Here is an 18,227-nt window from a genome sequence, read left to right as displayed (position 1 = left end):
ACGTGCGCCCGAGCGCCAGGGTGGTCGCGGATGCGAGACTTCGGGGCGTGACCGACGACGAAATCCTGCGGATGCTGCCGATGGCGGCGACCGCGATCGCGCTGGACGAGCGACTGGCCGACCAGTACCTGGCCCAGCTCGGCCAGTACGACGAGCGCGACCAGGCGCAGGTGGATCGTTGTGTCCAGGTGACGCTGGAGGGCGCGGTCCGCGCCGCCTGGTCGCGCGGTTGGGCGCCCGGAGATGTCGTCCAGCACGGCCGGCGCAAGCTCGAGCCGGCGATCGAGTCCCTGCTGCTCGCGGTGATCGCATCGGAGCACCGGTCCTACCCGGCGACCGCCATCGATCCGCGCTGGCTGGACCAGTTGACCGATTTGGGTCTCCAGCCGCCGTACGCCGAGTTCGGGCTGACCTCGTGGGCCGCGCAACGGCGGCTCGGTCGCTACCTGGCGCTGCATCACGCCCTGGCGCTGATCGGGTTCCTGCAGACACTGCCAGGGATCGCCCGGCTGTTTCCGCTGCCGGGCGCGGCCACGGCCGGTCGCCGGGAAGCTGCCGCGCCGGCCGCCGGCGGCAAGATGCTGGCCCGGATCCGCGGGCTGCTGGCGAAGGCGGAGGCGACCGACTTCCCCGACGAGGCCGAGGCGCTGTCGGCGAAGGCGCAGGAGCTGATGGCGAAGTTCTCCCTCGACCGGGCGCTGGTGGACGCCGATCCGGAGCACGTGCTCGACGACGACTCCGGAGCGCGCCGGATCTGGGTCGAAACGCCGTACGTGTCGGCCAAGGCGCAGCTGGTCGCGGCGGTCGCTTCAGCGAACAGTTGCCGCACGGTGTCGATGGAACAGCTCGCGGTGGTCACGATCGTGGGCGCCGAGCTCGACCTGCAGCTGACCGAGCTACTGAGTACGTCGCTGCTGGTCCAGGCGAATCGCGCGATGCTCGCGGCCGGCAAACACTTCGGCCACCGGGGAGAGTCCCGGACCAGGTCGTTCCGCCAATCGTTCCTGATGGCTTATGCGCAACGGATCGGCGAGCGCCTGCAAGCGACGACGGAGGCGACGCGGGCCGCAGTACCGGAAGCGGACGCGGGGCGGTTGCTGCCGGTGTTGAGCAAGCGGGAGGAGCAGGTGGACGCGCTCTTCGTCAAGCTGTTCCCCGAGACGACGCTTCGGCGGACCAGGGTCTCCAACGGCGCCGGCTGGGCCGCCGGGCTGAGTGCCGCCGACCGAGCCCACCTGCAAACCCGCCGCCCAGTCACCCGCTGACAGTCCGTCCACGAGCTGGGTCGAGCGGACGGTTCAGCTGGCGGGGGCTGCCTTGAGGCCGGCCAGGACGATGTCGAGCAGCCGGTTGGCCTGGTCGGGCTCCATCTCGCGGCCCATGGTGATGCCACCGACCAGCCGGAGGATGTCCATCAGCTCCAGCTCGGGCCGCACCGTGCCAGCCTCCTTGGCCCGGTCCAGCAAGAGATCACCGGCCTCGCGCACGTTCATCTTGCAAGCGGTGAAGAACTCGGAGTCCTTGCCCAGGGCAACGGTCAGCTCGCTGGCCAGGCTCTTCTTCGACACGCTGTAGTCGACGAAGCTCTGCAGCCACGCCGCCAGCGCGTCGAACGGCCCCAGCTTGTCGGCGAACCCGTGGGCGCGATCGCAGACCGACTGGATCTCCTCCACGTAGACCGCCTCGAGCAGCGCGGTCCGGCTCGGGAACCGCCGGTACAACGTGCCGATCCCGACCCCGGCCCGGCGCGCGATCTCTTCCAGCGACGTGTCGGTGCCGTGCTCTTCGAACGCCTGCCGCGCGGCCATCACGAGCAGGTCGTAGTTGCGCGCGGCGTCGGCCCGCGACGGCCGCGTACACGGCAACGGCTTCACATCCCGCCGACCACCCGCACCCGCGGCATCCTCCGACGGTGCCGTCGATGTCGCAGCAGCCGACGACCTGGGGTTCATGCCGGCCTCCTCGCCGTGCTCGGGGCGCCCGCCGGGGGCGCGCTCGGAAAGTCACTCCGTTAAATCACTTGAAAAAGCGGAGGTACCCTCCGTATTGTATCCGGAGGAGCGCTCCACTTCTGTTGTTTTCCACTCTAGCCCCTTCGGGGTAAGGAGCAAGTCACACTATGTCGGCAACATCCGCGGCGCCGAGCGGCGCCTCTACCGGCACGCCCGCGCGGCGGCCGTCGGTAGTTCTCGCAGTCATCCTGGTCACCCAGTTGATGGTGATCCTGGACGGCACCGTGGTGAACATCGCGATGCCCAAGATCCAGCACGCCCTCGACTTCAGCCCGTCCAACCTCTCCTGGGTGCAGAACGCCTACGCCCTCGCGTTCGGCGGCCTGCTGCTGCTCGGCGCCCGCGCCGGCGACCTGCTCGGCCGTCGCCGGGTCTTCATTACCGGTGTCACCGTCTTCACCGGCGCCTCGCTGCTCGGTGGCCTCGCCCCGAGCGCCGAGCTGCTGCTCGCCGCCCGGGTCCTGCAGGGCATCGGCGGCGCGATCGCGGCTCCGGCCGCACTCACCCTGCTGATGCTGACCTTCCGCGAAGGCCCGGAGCGGCTGAAGGCGCTCGGTCTCTACAGCCTGGTCTCCTCCGGTGGCGCGAGCGTCGGCCTGGTCGTCGGCGGCATGCTGACCGACTGGGTCTCCTGGCGCTGGGGCCTGTTCATCAACGTCCCGATCGGTATCGGCCTGGTCATCGCCGCCCGGCAGGTGCTGGCCGAGACCCCGCCGGAGACCGGCAAGTTCGACGTCGCGGGCGCCCTGACCTCGACGCTCGGCATCACCTCGCTCGTCTACGGCTTCATCCGGGTCGCCGAGGCCGGCTGGGGTTCGGCCGAGGTGCTGGCAGCGTTCGGCGCCGGCCTGGTGCTGCTGGCCGCTTTCGTCCTGATCGAGCGGCGCGCCACCCACCCGATCGTGCCGCTGCGGCTCTTCCGCGACCGGGACCGCGTCGCGGCGTACCTGACCATGCTGCTGCTGGTCGGGACGATGTTCGGGATGTTCTTCTTCCTCACGCAGTACCTGCAGGGTGTTCTCGGCCTGAGCCCGCTGCAGGCCGGCCTGGCCTTCCTGCCGCTGACCGGGTTGCTGTTCACCTCGTCGCGGATCGTCCCGCGCCTGCTCGGCCGGGTCGACGGCGGCAAGTTGATGATCACCGGTGCGATCTCGGTGACCGCCGGCATGGTCTGGCTGACCCGGTTGACCATCGACAGCCACTACCTCACCGGAGTGGTCGGTCCGCTGGTGCTGTTCGGTCTGGGCGCCGGGATGATCTTCATCCCGCTGACCGGCCGCGCGCTGGCCGGCGTCCAGCCGGAGAACGCCGGCGCCGCCTCGGGTCTGCTGAATGTTCTCCAGCAGGTCGGTGGCGCCCTCGGCCTCGGCATCCTGGTGACGATCTTCGGTACGGCGAGCCGGGCGTCCATCGCGGACGGCGGTTCCGCCGACCCGGTCGAGCGTGCCCGGGAGATCCTGACCGACGGCGTGCACGCCGCCTTCATCGGTTCGATGGTGTACGCCGCCCTGACCCTCACGGTGATCGTCCTCGGCGTCCGTCCGTGGATCCGCCGCAACCAGGCGCCGGCCGCGGATGTCGCCACCGAGCCGGCCGCAGTCGAGCCCGCGGTCGTGGACTCACACATCTGAGGAAAGGTCCGAAGAACCGGAGCCACTGTCGTACTCCGGTTCTTCGGACCTCAGCGCTGCACTCGAACCCTTCGAACCTCAGCGCTGTGTACTCCGGTACCTCGGAACCTCAGCACTCTGGGCTCCGGCTCTTCGGATCTCAGCGCTCGGTCAGCGGCAGGCGGTAGGTGACGATCTGCGCGCTGGTGGTGAAGCCGAGGTTCTCGTAGAGGCCGAGGGCGCCGGTCGGATTCTCGGCGTCGACACCGAGCGACGCACGACCGTACCCGGCTCCCGCGGCATCGCTCATCACCCGCGCCAGGGCAGCCCGAGCCAGCCCGCGGCCGCGATGACTCCGACGAGTGCCGACCTGACCGATGTAGATCTCGCGGATCCCAGTGGCCGCCGTGTCGGCCTCGTACTCGTAGCTGAGCGCATAGCTCACGATCTGATCGCCGTCGAGAATCAGGAACGACAGGTCCGGGCGAAGAGCCCGAGTGCCCGTGCACCAGGTGCGCCAGGACTCCGGACTCCTCGGCGTCGAACCCCAGTGGTCGAGGAACACCTCGTTGTGGGTCAGCCGCAAGACTTCGTCGTACGACGGGTCGAAGGTGAGCTGGCGGAGTCCGTCCGGGAGCGGGACCGCGGGAATCGGCAGGTCGAACGAGCGGTGCATGTGGAAGAAGTAGCGGCAGGGCTCGAAGCCGCGGCTGGTGAACAGGTCGTGGGCGCCGGTGTTCGTGGAGATCGCCTGGGTGTTGATCTCGCCGGCGGTGCCGGGCTGGCGAGCGGAGTGGAGTTCGGTTGCTCTGCGATCGAGCCAGGCAAGAATCGCGGCGCCCAGGCCACGGCCGCGCCACTCGGGATGGACGGTCCCCTCGGTCCGGATGCGGTGGACGTCGACGACCTGGTCCGGCGCATGCACCTTGCCGTAGCCGACCATCACGCCGTCCGCCCACAGCCCGACCGTGTCGCGTTCCAGGTCCAGGCTGGGGTCTTCGAGTTCCTCGAGCAGATCGGCCGCGTCGTAGTTCTCACCTTCGGCGTCGACCTTTTCCTTCGCTGCCAGCAGTTCGGCCCAGGCAGGTGTGTCTGCCTTGTCGATCGGCCGGGCCTCGACCCCGGCCGGCCACCCCTGGAATCTCCCCATACAGGCGACGGTAGACCGCCTCGTTCACCTCTGCACCTCCTTTAGCTGCAGGGGATTCCAGGGTCGTGCCGCCGTCGCGGTCAGGGCAGGACGGAGGCGGACACCGGGCCGTGCTGGGGGTCGTTCCGGATGTGATGGGGACAGGGCGTCACGAGGATGGCGAGGACGTTGCTCTTCAGTCGCTACAGACGGGACCACCGCACGATGCCCACCCTGCGCCGAATCCTCACAGCATCCGCCGTCACCACCACCCTCGCCGCCCTTGCAGCCACCACAGCCACGGCAACCCCCATCCCACCCACCCCCTTCCCGGTCTCAGCCACTCCCGCCTCAGCCGCCGCCGCTTCGAGCGGGCTCGTCTCGGCCGCTTCCGCCTCCACTGCAGTCGACTCGGTCACTCTCACCTCAGCCACCACCGCCTCGAGCGAGGTCGGCTCGGCCAAGCGGAGTGCGGGGTTGCAGCAAGCGCTGGACGCGATCGTCGCCGCCGGTGCTGTCGGGACGCTGGCCGAGGTGCGGACGGATCGCGGTATCTTGCGAGGTACGAGTGGAGTCTCCGAGTTCGGCAGTACGACGCCCGTCCCGGCGCGCGGCTTGTTCCGGGCCGGCAGCATCACCAAGACCTTCCTCGCAGCAGTCGTCCTGCAGTTGGTCGCAGAACGCAAGCTCGCCCTCGACGACCACCTGACCGACCTGCTGCCTCAGTCCGCAGGCGTGGTTCCGGGCGCCGAGCACATCACGGTCCAGCAGATGCTCACCCACACCAGCGGCCTCGGCGACTTCATGAGCGATCTACCGCTCCGCCCGCCGTCGGCCTTCCTCGCCGTCCGGTGGAAGACATGGGATCCCTGGGAGCTGCTGAAGCTCGCCTCCGCGCACCCGACCACGACTCCGGGGCAGTATCACTACTCCAACGCCGGCTATCTGCTGCTCGGAATGGTGGTCGAGCGGACCACTGGTCACTCCTACGGCACCGAAATCCAGCACCGGGTGATCGACCGGCTCGGTCTCCACCAGACGACGATGCCGGGAACCGATCCGTTCATCCACGGCCCGCACCCACACGGCTACCTACCGGTGGAGGACAACGGCACGATCCGCCCGGTCGACCTGACCGAGTTGAATCCGTCAGTCTTCGGCGCAGCAGGCGAGCTCGTCTCCTCCACCAGCGACCTCAACCGCTTCTTCGCCGCGCTGTTGGACGGCAAGGTGGTGCGGCGCGATCTGCTTCCGCTCATGACGCAGCCGCCCGAAGGCAGCACGTACGGCGCCGGCCTCCGCGAACGCACCCTCGCCTGCGGGGTCGCGGCAGGCAGCGGTCAACCGGCAGCACACGTCACGGCGTACGGCAACGACGGTGACGCGCTCGCCTACCTCAGCTACTCCTTCACCACTGCCGACCGCCGTCGCCAGGCCACCGTCTCGCTCACGCCATGGGGCCCAGACCGCAACTCCACGGACGGCGCTGTCGACGCCCTGATCGAGCAGGCCCTCTGCCCGTAGCTAGCCGGCCAGCTGCCGGCAGAGCCACGCGACAGCCAGTGGATAGCGGTATTCGATGCCGCCGTGCGCTCCCTCGAACAACTCGAAGTACACCCGTTCATCCGGTACGCCGGCTTCGCGGACGGCTTGGCGGAAGGCGGTCGCACCCAGGTCGAGGTAGTACTCGTCCTGCTTGCCCGCGTCGATCCACACGGCGCGTATCGACCGCAACGCCTCGCCGTACGCCGGCTGCCGGGCCATCTCCACCGGATCGAGCGCCAGCCAGCGTTCCCAGATCTCCGGGATCACCACGCCGAGCTCGTTGAACGGCATCTGGACTGTCCCGTCCGGCAACGCCGAGTACGCCGAGGCGTACCCGTACATCTCCAGTAACTCCAGATCGGCGCGAGTGTTCTGCCCCGGTCGGCTTTCGAAGTCGGCGAAGAACTTCTCGTACGACCCGTCGTAGAGGTCCCGCAGTTCCCGCGCACGCTGGGCGAACTCGGGCCGGTAGGCGACGTCGAACAACGCGTCACCAGCGTGCGTCGCAAGCGCGCCGAAGACGTCGGGGCGATGCATCGGGACCACCATCGCGGCGTACCCGCCACTCGACTTCCCAGTGAGGGCCCGCTGATCACGATCCGCCAGAGTCCGGTACCGCCCGTCGATCCACGGCACGATCTCGTCGCACAGGTAGGTCTCGTACTGCCCGGCGCCGGGGGAGTCGAGGTACTGGCTGCCACCCAGGCGGGTCCACCCGTCGACGAAGACGACGATCGCCGGCGGGACGTCACCGGCCGCGAACATCGCATCCAGCAACTCCGGGTACGGCTGCCGGAAGGGCGGCCGGTTGAACCACATCCCGAGGTGCCCGGTGTACCCCATCGCCACGTAGATCGTCGGGTAGCGCCGCGACGACTCGTCGTACCCCGGCGGCAGGTAGACCAGCACCGGTCGCTGATGGGGATCGCCGAGCACGTTCCCCCGCAGTACCGTGCTGTCGAAGACCGGCTGTTCGAACCGGCCGGCCAGTTCCGCGGACCAGGGCAACATCAGGCAACCTCACATCGAGTCGGGGGCCGTGATGCCGAGCAGGCCCAGGCCATCGTGCAACACCGTCCGGGTCGCCGCGCACAGCGCCAGCCGACTGGACCGCTGTTCACCGGCGCTCGTCAGCACCGGACAGTTCTCGTAGAACGCCGACAGCGCGCTCGCAACCTCGTACAAATACGTGCAGAGCTTGTGCGGCTGCAACGACGAGGCAACCTGTACGACGGTGTCGCCGAAGCCGGTCAGGAGCAAGGCCAGCCGCTGCTCCGCAGGTTCCGTCAACTCCGTCACCACCCCGGGCGCTTCGCCGGCCTTCTCGAGCAGCCGAGTCAGCCGTGCGTGCGCGTACTGCAGGTACGGCCCGGTGTTGCCCGACATCGCGACCATCCGGTCGAGGTCGAAGACGTAGTCGTTGATCCGGTCACTCGCCAGGTCGGCGTACTTCACCGCTCCGATCCCGACCGCTTGGGCGATGGCCAGCCGCTCGGTCTCCGACAGGTCGTCATCCCGTCCGGCCAGCAACGCGGAAGACCGTGCTACGGCGTCGGCAAGCAGTGCGGCCAGCCGAACGGTCCCGCCGTCCCTTGTTTTGAAGGGTTTCCCGTCCGGTCCCAAGACGGTGCCGAAGGCAACATGTTCGGCGGGAACGGAATCAGGCAGCCAGCCGGCGCTCCGGGCCAGCGCGAAGATCTGCTGGAAATGCAACCCCTGCCGATGGTCGACCACATAAATGATCCGATCCGCGTGCAGATCGGACACCCGATGCCGCACGGCCGCCAGATCCGTTGCGCTGTAGCCGAATCCGCCGTCGGACTTCCGTACGATCACCGGCAACGGTGCCCCGTCCCGGCCGACGAATCCAGGAAGGAACGCGCACTGCGCACCCTCGGACTCGGTCAGCAACCCAGCGGCCGCCAATTCGTCGACGATCACCGGCAGGTCGTCGTTGTACGCACTCTCGCCAACGACATCGGCCCGCGTCAAAGGAGAGCCGAGTACGGCGTACAGCCGGTCGAACTCCACCAGCGACACCTCGACCATCTGTGCCCAGATCGCGAGTGTCTCCGCGTCGCCGGACTGCAGCAGGACCACCCGCGCCCGGGACCGATCCGCAAAGGCCGGCTCGGTGTCGAAGTGCTTCCGGCCCCGTTGGTAAAGCTGCTGCAGCCCTTCTATATCAAGGGATTCCACCTCGAGCTGCTCGAAGAGGACCTGCTCGACCATCATCCCGAACTGCGTACCCCAGTCGCCGACGTGGTTCTGCCGGACGACCTCGTACCCGACGTACGCGAGCACGTTGCACAGCGCGTCCCCGATCACGGTCGACCGCAGGTGCCCGACATGCATCTGCTTGGCCACGTTGGGCTGGGAATAGTCCACGACGACCCGCTCGCCGCGCGCAGGCAGCTGGCCGGGCAGCGAATTGACGGCTTCGGCCAGCGCGTGCGGATGCACGGTCAGGTTGACGAAACCCGGCCCGGCGATCGACAGCGAGCACAGGTCGTCCAGCTCGGCAGCCGCGACGAGCCGGTCGGCGATCACCCGTGGCGGTAGCCCGAGCGATTTGGCGAGCCGGAGCGCGAGGCTGGTCTGGAAGTGGCCGAACTCGGGTTTGGTTGCCGCCCGCAACTCAGGGTCGAGCTCGGCGTACGGCGTACCGAAGGCGGCGCCGGCGGCAGCGGACAACCGCAGGGCAAGGACAGGCAGCAGAGAAGACATGACGAAGGTCCTTCGAAACGAGGCACTGGAACAGGGCTGAGGTGTTCAGACAGTGCGTCGTCGTCGCAGGCCGGAAGCAGCGCTCACAGCGCTAGCGATCACCGGCGAGGTCCACATGGCTCCAAGTATGCACGATTCAGAGCCGATGTGGCGACGGCGCCGGTCGCCGGTCAGCGAGCGGGATCACCGGTGGCACCTCGGTCTCGCCGAGAAACACCCGCCGTACAACGCGTTCTGCGGCTTGCCCGTCGTCGAATTCGCAGAACTTCTCGCGGAACAGTTGCCGGTGCTTGGCCGCCTCCGCGGCGGCGAACCGGCCGGTCTGCAACGCGGCGAACAACTCCTCCGCCGATCGCGCCACCAGCCCCGGCGGGAACTCGGTGATGTCGAAGTACGTCCCGCGGGCGTTCTCGTAGGTCCCCTTGTCGTCGACCAGCAGCAGGATCGGCCGGTCCAGGTTCGCGTAGTCGAAGGTGATCGACGAGTAGTCCGAGATCAGCACGTCGGCCGCGAGCATCAGGTCCTCCACCCGCGGGTGGTCCGACGCGTCCACCACCCGGCTCGAATGAACCGAGGGATGCTTCGACAGCGAGTAGTGCGTCCTGACCAGCACCCGCCCGTGCTCACCGACAGCCGCGGCCAGCCGGTCCAGGTCGAGGTGGATGCCCGTGCCGCCGAGATCGACGAGACCGCTGGGAGTCCGTACGGCGTCCTGCCCGTCCCGCCAGGTCGGCGCGTAGAGCACGACCAGATGCGAGTCGTCGAAGCCGAACGACGCCCGGATCGCCCGTACTTCGTCCAGCGTGGCGGTCAGCAACCGGTCGTTCCGCGGGAAGCCGTACTCGAGCTCCTCGAAATGCGAGGGGTAGGTGCGCTCCCAGATCTCCGAGGAGTACCGGTTCGAGGAGATGTTGTAGTCCCAGCGGTCGACCTGGCGCATCAACTCCTCCAGGTCCAGGTCCTTCGCCGCGATCGGGAAGTGCCTGAGATCCGTCCCCATCGTCTTCAGCGGCGTGCCGTGCTGGGTCTGGACATGGATCTGTCCCTCCCGCTTGTCCAGCTCGCGCGGCAGGTTCATGTTGCTGACGAAGTACGTCGCCCGGTTCACCAGCTTCTCGTACGCCGGGGAGCCGGCCACCACATACTCCACGCCCTCCGGGATCGCGTCGACGTGGTCGGCGTCGGCGACCCAGACGCCACGGAACTGCGGTGCGAGCTCGGACGCCTTCTCGAAGATCGCCCGCGGATTGCAGGCGTACTGCTTGAACCAGTACGCGGCGTAGAGGACCAGGTTCGGCTCCAGCTCCCGGTGCAGCAGCCGGTCGACGGCCTTGCGGGGACTCGGCAGGGAGGCGCTGCCACGCAGCATCTTCGAGCTGAGCTTGAGTGTCGAGTAGGTGGCGTAGTCGTCGTGGATCAGCAGCCAGCGGCGAAATCCCCGGCCGGTCCGATCGGCGGCGTACCCCTCAGGCTTCCAGCGCTTGGCGAACGCGGCGCCGGCGTGGAAGAACTCGGCCCGGTCATCCGGATCGATCCGCTCGGGCTTGGCCAGCACGGCCAGGATGTGGTCCAGCGATCGGTCGAACGCGAACCGCCGCCAGCCGGTCAGCTCCGGATCGGCGGAGATGAACGCGTGCACCCGGTCGTACTGGTCGAAGATGTCGAACTGCCGCCGGGTCCGGGTGGCGTGGATGTTCCCGCCGGTCCGGTGCTGGCGGTAGTGCACGACGACCCGGTCCAAGGTGGCGATCCGGCCAGCCGTGAGCATCGTCGAGTAGGTCCACGGCACGTCCTCGTAGTACCCGGTGGTGAAGACGAAGCCGTGCAAGCTGAGGAAGTCGCGCCGGTAGGCCTTGTTCCAGATCACCTCGAGGAAGGTCAGGAAGACCGGCCGTTCCGCCGCGGTGAAGACACCCTGGCCCTCCCGGGCGAACGCGTCGTGCCGCTGGTTGCGGACCACCTTGCCGTCCCAGAAGATCCGCTCGTAGTCGAACATCACCAGGTCCGGCCGCGACGTGTCGTCGATCCGGGCCGAGATCGCCGCCAGCGAGCCGGGCAGGTAGACGTCATCGGCGTCCAGGAACAACACGTATTCGCCGCGGCACTCCTTGAGACCGGCGTTGCGGGTCAGCCCGAGCCCGACGTCCTCGCTCAGGTGCACGGCCCGGACCCGCGGATCGGCCGCGGCGTACTCGTCCAGGATCCGGCCCGAGCCGTCCGTGCTCGCGCCGTCGACGCCGACCACCTCGAGGTCGGTGAAGGACTGGCCGAGGACCGAATCGAGGCACGGCCGCAGCCAGGCCCGCGCGTTGTGACACGGGACCACGATGCTGAACCTCGGGACCCCGGCGGAGTCGGTGCTGGCGGCCATGAGACGCCATCCTAGGTTGCGGACGGCAGGGCACAGGCCACGACCGGTGATCTTCACCCCGGACACTAGGGTGCACCCCATGACTGCTGATGTGTTCGAGCCGCTGGCGACGCTGGAGGGGGTCGGTTCGGCCGCCCGCGCGGCCCGGGATGCCGTCGACGTGCTGCTCCGCGACCGCGGCCTGCGCAAGGTCGGCTCGGACATGACCGCCGAGGCCCTGCTGCGCGGCGCCCACGCCTCAGCGGCGCTGGCCGGCAGCCAGGACACCCTGGAGCAGGTACGCCGGGGCGCCGGCGACCCGCGGTCGGCCGGTGCCGTCCGGATGACCGGCGAGCTGATGAGCCTCGCCCCGCAGCTGGAGAAGACGCCGGTACAGGTCTGGACCAGGCTGCACCAGCTGGCTGCCGCTGAACTCGGCACCGAGGACCAGCTGGGCCACTTGCGTACCAGTCGGGAACCACTGCCGGATGACATCCCAGGCCTTCCCGAGGCGCCCGGTGCCGACGAGATGTGGGACAGGTTGCAGGGCCTGGCCCGCGCGCTGAGCCGGCCGACGAGCGCGCCGGGGATCGTGGTCGCCGCGATCGTGCACGCCGAACTCGCCGTACTGAGGCCGTTCCCGACCGCGAACGGCCTGGTCGCCCGGGCCGCCGAACGTGGCCTGCTCGTTGCCCGCGGCATCGACCCGGTCTCGGTCACGGTGCCCGAGGCCGGGCATCTCGAACTGGCCGGGTCGTACGCGCAAGGCCTGCGCGACTACGCCGGCGGCGGGCTGACCGGTGTACGGGACTGGTTGCTGCGATCGTGTGAGGTGGTCGCACTCGGTGCCGAACGCTCACCGCTCAACATCTCTGCCCAGCAAGGGAAATAAGACGCCCAGCAAGGACACTGTGGTCCGCACATGCGAACGGCGCTCTCAGCTGAGAGCGCCGTCGCTGGCACGCCATCCTGGTTACCAAGCGTGCACCTTGTCTGCCGCCTCGGTCGTGGTTCTCTCGAACCTGACGTGAGGTCGCGCTGCCCGGTTGGGATGGGCTGGTCGCCGCGTGGGTGCCTGGCTGCCGTGCGATTCTCTGCGGGACTTCGCTGGAAGGCTCCGTCCTTTGTGCTTCTTTTGTACTCCGGAAAACCCTTCCTGGGAAGGGCTAAGCCGGTCTTCATGAAGCTGTGAAAATTGAGGATCCGTCACGCAGTGCCGCTGCCGCGAGACCGCCGGCGAGCCGCATACAGCAAGACACCGGCCGCCGCCAGCCCCGCGCCGACGACGGTCGCCGCGACGGCCGGACGGCGTACTTCGTGGAAGCGGGTGCGCTCGCCCAGAGCGACCGGCTTGCTGAAATCCAGCACCGGCCAGCCGCGGGACACGGCCACCCGGCGCAGCGCGCGGTCCGGGTTCACCGCGAACGGATGGCCGACCGCGGCGAGCATCGGCTCGTCGGTGATCGAGTCGGAGTACCCGTAGGAATCCTTCAGCAGATAGCCTTCCGCCTCGGCCAGCGCGGCGATCGCAGTCGCCTTGTGCGGGCCGTAGACGTACTCCTCGACCTCACCGGTGTACTTGCCATCGGCAACTACCATCCGGGTGGCGATCACCTTGTCGGCGCCGAGCATCGCCCCGATCGGCTCGACCACCTCGAAGCCGGAGGAGGACACGATCACCACGTCCCGGCCAGCCGCGTGGTGCTCCTCGATCAGGGTCACCGCCTCGTCGTACACGATCGGGTCGACGATGTGGTGCAGGGTGTCGGCGACGATCGCGCGGACCGTCTGGACGTCCCAGCCCGTGCACATAGCGGACAGGTACTCGCGCATCCGCTCCATCTGGTCGTGGTCCGCGCCGCCGAGCAGGTAGACGAACTGGGCATAGGCGCTGCGCAGCACGGTGCGCCGGTTGATCAGCCCGCCGGCGTAGAACGGGCGGGAGAAGGCCAGCGTGCTGGAGCGGGCGATAATGGTCTTGTCCAGATCGAAGAAGGCGGCCGATCGGGTCGTCCCCAGGTGCTCCATGAAGACGAGGATAGGGGTCGCCGCGAAACGCCGAGGGGCCCGGCCTTTCGTGTGGCCTACTCTCCCGTTAGACTGTTGAGCAGTGTGACAGTGACACTGGTTCGGGCGGCCTGCTGAGGGCTTTCCGAGCGCCCGGAGAGCAGGCTCTCGGTTTTACGGAACTGAGATGTGTGAGATCCGGTTTCGGGGGGTATTTACTCCTCGACAGTGGCAGACTGTCGCCTCCTGATCGGCCCCCGGCTCCTCCCCCCGAGCCCGTGGCCGAAGACGGCCCCCGGTCACCCCCCCGCCGGGGGCCGTCGCCTTTCCTCTTCCAGGTTGAGCATGACGCTCCCTGCCAGGCGCTTCGACCAAGGTTAGAAAACTGTTCATTTTTGCTTTTCGTGAGCGTGAGAGCGCTTCCACTTTATGTAGGGTCTTGACAATGTAGTTGACTGGTCACAGTTTGTGAGACATGAAACCGCGAACCCGCCCCCGCACCACCGTCGCGATCATCTCCACGCTGTTGTCCGCCGCTGTCGCCCTCGCCGGCGTGCTCGTGTTCTCACCGACGAGCTCGGCGGCAACCAACCTGATCTCGAACGGCACCTTCGAGACCGGAACCCTGTCCGGCTGGTCCTGCTCCTCCGGTACCGGCGCCGCCGTCAGCGGCTCGGCGCACACCGGGACCTGGGCTCTCCAGGGCAGTCCCACCTCCGGCGACAACGCCCGCTGCAGCCAGTCGGTCTCGGTCAAACCCAGCTCGACCTACACGCTCTCGGCCTGGGTGAAGGGCTCGAACGTGTACCTGGGTGCCGACGGCGGCACCAGCACGTGGAGCACCAACGACTCCTGGAACCAGTTGACGACCACGTTCACCACGAGCTCGTCGGCAACCACGGTCACGGTCTACCTCCACGGCTGGTACGGCCTCCCGGCGTACCAGGCGGACGACGTCGTCCTGGACGGTCCCGGCGGCACCGCCCCGCCGCCGGACACCACTCCGCCGACCACTCCCGGTGGTCTGACCGTGGGCAGCCCGACCTCGAGTTCGCTGGCGCTCACCTGGTCTGCCTCGTCGGATGCGAACGGTGTGGACCACTACGACGTGGTCCGAGGTACGGGTGCCGCGCAAAGCGTCGGTAGCGTCACCAGCTGGACAGCGACCGGCCTCAGCCCGAGTACGACGTACAGCTTCAAGGTGCGCGCCTGCGACGCGGCCGGCAACTGCTCGGCGTACGGCGCGAGTGCCTCCGGTACGACGTCGAGCGGGCCGACCGACCCGCCGCCGGGCGGCGGCACTCTGCCGAAACACGTGCTGACCGGCTACTGGCAGAACTTCGACAACGGCGCCACGGTCCAGCGGATCCGGGATGTGCAGGCGAACTACGACCTGATCGCGGTGGCCTTCGCCGACACGGACCCGAGCAAGCCGGGTGGGATCACCTTCACGCTCGACCCGACGCTGTCGAGTCGCCTCGGCGGCTACACGGCGGCTGACTTCAAGGCCGACATCGCTGCCAAGCACCAGGCCGGCAAGCGGGTCATCCTGTCGGTCGGTGGTCAGAACGGCACGATCTCGGTCACCAACGCGACAGCGGCGGCCAACTTCGCCAGTAGCGCGCTGGGCATCCTGCGCGAGTACGGCTTCGACGGGGTCGACATCGACCTGGAGAACGGCGTCAACGCGCAGTACATGGGTCAGGCGTTGCGCAGCCTGCAGAGCAGCTTCGGCAGTGGGCTGATCATCACGATGGCTCCGCAGACGATCGACATGCAGGCCACCTCGTTCGAGTACTTCAAGCTGGCGCTGAACATCAAGGACATCCTGACCATCGTCAACGTGCAGTACTACAACTCCGGTGCGATGAACGGCTGCAACGGGCAGGTCTACTCCCAGGGCAGCGTCGACTTCATCACCGCCCAGGCCTGCATCATGCTGCAGAACGGGCTGCGGCCGGACCAGGTCGGTCTCGGTCTGCCTGCCTCGTCTCGCGCGGCCGGCAGCGGCTACGTGTCGCCGACGATCGTCGACAACGCGCTCGACTGCCTCGCCAGAGGTACCAACTGCGGCAGCTTCAAGCCGAGCACCACGTGGCCTTCGCTGCGCGGCGCGATGACCTGGTCGACCAACTGGGACGCCCTGAACGGCAACGGGTTCTCCAGCACGGTCGGCTCCCACGTGCACTCACTCCCCTGACAGGCATGCACAACTACCGACCCGCGCAGGTGCTGGAAGCGCTCGGAGTCTGCTACGAGGACGAGCAGCTCTACCGAGCGCTTCTGGCCCGGCCGGAAGCCACCACGACCGACCTTGTCAACGACACAGGCTGGGCCACCGCACGGGTGGCCCGGCACCTGAGGTCGCTGCTGTCACTCGGCCTGGCGTCCCGTACTGCGGGGCGCCCGGCCCGGTACACGCCGGCCGTCCCGGAGGCCGCGGTCGAGCTACTCGCTCTCCGCAAGCAGGCCGCGATCGTCCAGGCCAGGCTGAGCGCCTCCATCCTCACCAAGGAGTTCCGGGCTGCCCACGAGTCCGGACCATTCACCGTCATCCGTGGCGAGCAGGCGATCGCCCAGCGGTTCTACCAAGCCCAGCAGAGCGCCCAGAGCGAGGTCCTGGTGCTGGACAAGCCGCCGTACGCCGTGTTGCCGGTGGAACCGCGTCGCGCGTACGGCGTGAGCTACCGGACGATCTACGACATGGCTGCGCTCGGCAATCCGGCCGAGTTGGCTGCAGCCCGGAGCGCGGGGGCCAGCTGCCGGATGCTCAGCGATGTGCCGCTGAAGCTGGTGGTTGCTGATCGGCGTACCGGGTTGTTGCAGACCGGGCAGGAGGTCATCGAGCTGGGGCCGTCGAGTCTGCTGGATGCGCTGGTCCGGCTGTTCGAACTGCTCTGGCAACAGGCGACCTCGCTGACGCCCGAGTCGTCGGGTGACGGGCCGCTGAGTGCAGAGGATCACCAGTTGCTTGCGCTGGCGGCTGCCGGACTCACTGATCAGGCGATAGCCCGGCGGCTCGGGGTCGCCCAGCGGACGGTCGAGCGGCGGATGCAGCGCATCCTCAAGTCCCTGGATGCCACCACGCGATTCCAGGCGGGACTGAGAGCGGGGCAACGAGGGTTGCTGATCTAGCTACTGGTCCGTGACGTCGGCGACCGTTGCGTTGAGGGTCTTGATCAGGTCCTCGGCGTCGACGGTCAGCCCGGTGCCGTGTTCGCCGCCGCCGATCGAGATCGTCCCGGTGATCCGCTCGTCGGCGATCACCGGCCAAGCGTTCGTGCTGCCCAGCGGTGTGATCGTCCCCCGCTCGTAGCCGGTGACGTCGAGTGCTGTCTCTGCACTGGGCATCGAGATGCGGCTGAGCCCCAGCAACGCGCGCAGCTTGGGCCATGCGATCTCGCGGTCACCAGGGACCAGCACGAACCGGTAGTCGCTGTCGGACAGCCGGACCACGATTGTCTTGATCAGCTTGGCCGGCTCGATTCCACGGGCCGCCGCTGCCTCTTCGAGCGAGTTCACCCGGCCGTGCTTGGTGAGTTCGTAGGCAAGGCCCAGTTCGTCGGCTGCATCGCTTGCTCTGGTCACCTGGTCAGTTTCGCATCCGGCTGGGAATCCTGCGGATCAGCAGTGCGAGTACGAGGGTCAGCAGGAACAGGGCTGATGCCTCGGCGACGACACCGGGCCAGGCACCACGGCTCCACGCAGTACCGGCCAGGCCGCCGAAGACAGAGGATCCCAGGTAGTAGGCGAACAGGTAGAGACTCGCGGCTTGGCCGGTGCCTCCTCCACCGGCATGGGCACGGACCGCCACCCAGCCACTCGCTACGCCGTGAACCGCGAAGAACCCCGCTGTCATCACGGCAAGGCCGATGACGATCAAGGGGAGTGGAGCAGCCAACGTCGTCGCGACACCGGCCATGGTGATCAGGCAGCCGATCGGAACCACAGCGCGTCGCCCGTACCGGTCCGCCAGCCTGCCGGCGACTGCGGAGGCCGCCGACCCGACCAGATAGACAGCGAACACCAGCCCTGCCAGCCCAGGCCCGAGCCCGTACGGCGCGGCCGCCAACCGGAAGCCAGTGGCGTTGTAGACCGCGACGAAGGCGCCCATTGCGGTCGCGGCGATGCCGTACAGAACAAGGAGCGCCGGGTCCTTCAGTACGCGAGCGGTCTGCTCCAGCAACCTCCGCGGACTGGGTGGAATGGCGACGAAGTTGCGCGATGCGGGGAGAAGAAGCGCCACGAGTACCGCGCAGATCAGGCCGAGCAGGGCTATGCCGCCGAGTGCCGTACGCCAGCCGCCCAGCTCAGCCAGGCCACCTGCGACCAGGCGACCCGTCATACCTCCCACTGCAGTACCGGCGACGTACAGGCCGCTTGCCCGAGCGTGGCTGCTCTCGTCAACCTCCTCCCGGAGATAGGCCATCGCTACTGCCGGCAGCCCGGCCAGTGCGACGCCCTGAACGCCTCGTAGCACCAGCAAGGCCGGCCAGTTGGGCGCGAGCGCGCACAGTACGGCGATGACGGCCGCGATCGCGACGGACCATCGCATCAATCGCGTCCTGCCGAAGACCTCGGAAGCCGGCCCGGCGATCAGCAGCGCGACACCGAGCCCGAGAGTGGCCAGCGACACGGTGAAGGCGCTCTGGCTCGGGGATACCTGGAACTCCGCGGCCAACTCGGGCAGCAGCGGCTGGGTGCTGTAGAGCATCGCGAAGGTGGCCAGACCCGCGGCGAACAGGGCTACCGACAGGCGACGATACCCGGGGTCTCCGGGCAAGTAGCCGATCGATGTGGCGGGCTTTGTCTGCACTTCGTTGACGGTGCCAGATGTGTTGGCATAC

General features: G+C 68.2%; 14 protein-coding genes. 6 read left to right on the top strand and 8 right to left on the bottom strand.

The genetic code is table 11. The features are described 5' to 3' along the window. The first annotated feature begins 47 nt into the window (after positions 1-47). Positions 48-1,265 (top strand): DUF2786 domain-containing protein, encoded by a 1,218-nt coding sequence (locus DIZ26_RS14475; RefSeq protein WP_232828343.1) that lies wholly within the window; start codon positions 48-50, stop codon positions 1,263-1,265. Between the two features lie 33 nt (positions 1,266-1,298). Here the strand turns inward: DIZ26_RS14475 and DIZ26_RS14470 are convergent, their stop codons facing one another. Continuing rightward, the gene (locus tag DIZ26_RS14470) at positions 1,299-1,952 is read right to left on the bottom strand and encodes a TetR/AcrR family transcriptional regulator (RefSeq protein ID WP_112241437.1); all 654 of its coding nucleotides are present in this window, start codon (positions 1,950-1,952) and stop codon (positions 1,299-1,301) included. 167 nt (positions 1,953-2,119) lie between these two features. On the opposite strand from DIZ26_RS14470, the gene DIZ26_RS14465 reads away from it, so the two are divergent. Beyond that, on the top strand, positions 2,120-3,643 hold the full coding sequence (locus DIZ26_RS14465) for an MFS transporter (RefSeq protein WP_112241436.1): 1,524 nt from the start codon (positions 2,120-2,122) through the stop codon (positions 3,641-3,643). A 139-nt stretch (positions 3,644-3,782) separates the two neighbouring features. Here the strand turns inward: DIZ26_RS14465 and DIZ26_RS14460 are convergent, their stop codons facing one another. Next, positions 3,783-4,772 (bottom strand): GNAT family N-acetyltransferase, encoded by a 990-nt coding sequence (locus tag DIZ26_RS14460; protein ID WP_112241435.1) that lies wholly within the window; start codon positions 4,770-4,772, stop codon positions 3,783-3,785. Between the two features lie 204 nt (positions 4,773-4,976). Here DIZ26_RS14460 and DIZ26_RS14455 point away from each other — a divergent pair, with 204 nt between their 5' ends. Continuing rightward, positions 4,977-6,275 carry a serine hydrolase domain-containing protein gene (locus DIZ26_RS14455; protein ID WP_198676101.1) on the top strand — a complete coding sequence of 433 codons (1,299 nt, stop codon included), beginning with the start codon at positions 4,977-4,979 and terminating at the stop codon, positions 6,273-6,275. Here DIZ26_RS14455 and DIZ26_RS14450 read toward each other — a convergent pair whose 3' ends face one another. From DIZ26_RS14450 to DIZ26_RS14440, 3 genes are all read right to left on the bottom strand, one after another. Beyond that, positions 6,276-7,307: an alpha/beta hydrolase gene (locus DIZ26_RS14450; RefSeq protein ID WP_112241434.1), complete on the bottom strand. Its 1,032-nt coding sequence runs from the start codon at positions 7,305-7,307 to the stop codon at positions 6,276-6,278. Between the two features lie 9 nt (positions 7,308-7,316). After that, positions 7,317-9,023: an arginine--tRNA ligase gene (gene argS, locus DIZ26_RS14445; RefSeq protein ID WP_112241432.1), complete on the bottom strand. Its 1,707-nt coding sequence runs from the start codon at positions 9,021-9,023 to the stop codon at positions 7,317-7,319. Positions 9,024-9,159: 136 nt separating this feature from the next. Next, on the bottom strand, positions 9,160-11,394 hold the full coding sequence (locus tag DIZ26_RS14440) for a bifunctional glycosyltransferase/CDP-glycerol:glycerophosphate glycerophosphotransferase (RefSeq protein ID WP_112241430.1): 2,235 nt from the start codon (positions 11,392-11,394) through the stop codon (positions 9,160-9,162). A 79-nt stretch (positions 11,395-11,473) separates the two neighbouring features. On the opposite strand from DIZ26_RS14440, the gene DIZ26_RS14435 reads away from it, so the two are divergent. After that, entirely contained in the window at positions 11,474-12,265 is a 792-nt protein-coding gene (locus tag DIZ26_RS14435) for a Fic family protein (RefSeq protein WP_112241428.1), read from the top strand. Positions 12,266-12,579: 314 nt separating this feature from the next. Here DIZ26_RS14435 and DIZ26_RS14430 read toward each other — a convergent pair whose 3' ends face one another. After that, positions 12,580-13,401: an HAD family hydrolase gene (locus DIZ26_RS14430; protein ID WP_198676100.1), complete on the bottom strand. Its 822-nt coding sequence runs from the start codon at positions 13,399-13,401 to the stop codon at positions 12,580-12,582. Positions 13,402-13,855: 454 nt separating this feature from the next. Here DIZ26_RS14430 and DIZ26_RS14425 point away from each other — a divergent pair, with 454 nt between their 5' ends. Both DIZ26_RS14425 and DIZ26_RS14420 read left to right on the top strand, forming a co-directional pair. Next, on the top strand, positions 13,856-15,580 hold the full coding sequence (locus DIZ26_RS14425) for a chitinase (RefSeq protein WP_112241424.1): 1,725 nt from the start codon (positions 13,856-13,858) through the stop codon (positions 15,578-15,580). A gap of 5 nt (positions 15,581-15,585) precedes the next feature. Continuing rightward, the gene (locus DIZ26_RS14420; RefSeq protein WP_112241422.1) at positions 15,586-16,515 is read left to right on the top strand and encodes a helix-turn-helix domain-containing protein; all 930 of its coding nucleotides are present in this window, start codon (positions 15,586-15,588) and stop codon (positions 16,513-16,515) included. Here DIZ26_RS14420 and DIZ26_RS14415 read toward each other — a convergent pair whose 3' ends face one another. Together DIZ26_RS14415 and DIZ26_RS14410 are read right to left on the bottom strand one after the other, a co-directional pair. After that, the gene (locus DIZ26_RS14415; protein WP_112241420.1) at positions 16,516-16,968 is read right to left on the bottom strand and encodes an aminoacyl-tRNA deacylase; all 453 of its coding nucleotides are present in this window, start codon (positions 16,966-16,968) and stop codon (positions 16,516-16,518) included. Positions 16,969-16,972: 4 nt separating this feature from the next. Continuing rightward, on the bottom strand, positions 16,973-18,196 hold the full coding sequence (locus tag DIZ26_RS14410) for an MFS transporter (protein WP_112241418.1): 1,224 nt from the start codon (positions 18,194-18,196) through the stop codon (positions 16,973-16,975). Positions 18,197-18,227: the final 31 nt, after the last annotated feature.

The sequence above is a fragment of the Kribbella monticola genome, assembly GCF_003261635.1.
GTDB classification, from domain to species: domain Bacteria; phylum Actinomycetota; class Actinomycetes; order Propionibacteriales; family Kribbellaceae; genus Kribbella; species Kribbella monticola.
This window is presented reverse-complemented; position numbering and strand designations above follow the sequence as displayed.

What these genes read in the sequence shown, in the direction of transcription:
- DIZ26_RS14455 (WP_198676101.1), top strand. Translation starts at nt 4,977, where the DNA reads ATGCCCACCCTGCGCCGAATCCTCACAGCATCCGCCGTCACCACCACC.
- DIZ26_RS14470 (WP_112241437.1), bottom strand. Translation starts at nt 1,952, where the DNA reads ATGAACCCCAGGTCGTCGGCTGCTGCGACATCGACGGCACCGTCGGAG.
- DIZ26_RS14435 (WP_112241428.1), top strand. Translation starts at nt 11,474, where the DNA reads ATGACTGCTGATGTGTTCGAGCCGCTGGCGACGCTGGAGGGGGTCGGT.
- DIZ26_RS14420 (WP_112241422.1), top strand. Translation starts at nt 15,586, where the DNA reads ATGCACAACTACCGACCCGCGCAGGTGCTGGAAGCGCTCGGAGTCTGC.
- DIZ26_RS14450 (WP_112241434.1), bottom strand. Translation starts at nt 7,307, where the DNA reads ATGTTGCCCTGGTCCGCGGAACTGGCCGGCCGGTTCGAACAGCCGGTC.
- argS (WP_112241432.1), bottom strand. Translation starts at nt 9,023, where the DNA reads ATGTCTTCTCTGCTGCCTGTCCTTGCCCTGCGGTTGTCCGCTGCCGCC.
- DIZ26_RS14465 (WP_112241436.1), top strand. Translation starts at nt 2,120, where the DNA reads ATGTCGGCAACATCCGCGGCGCCGAGCGGCGCCTCTACCGGCACGCCC.
- DIZ26_RS14440 (WP_112241430.1), bottom strand. Translation starts at nt 11,394, where the DNA reads ATGGCCGCCAGCACCGACTCCGCCGGGGTCCCGAGGTTCAGCATCGTG.
- DIZ26_RS14425 (WP_112241424.1), top strand. Translation starts at nt 13,856, where the DNA reads ATGAAACCGCGAACCCGCCCCCGCACCACCGTCGCGATCATCTCCACG.
- DIZ26_RS14460 (WP_112241435.1), bottom strand. Translation starts at nt 4,772, where the DNA reads ATGGGGAGATTCCAGGGGTGGCCGGCCGGGGTCGAGGCCCGGCCGATC.
- DIZ26_RS14430 (WP_198676100.1), bottom strand. Translation starts at nt 13,401, where the DNA reads ATGGAGCACCTGGGGACGACCCGATCGGCCGCCTTCTTCGATCTGGAC.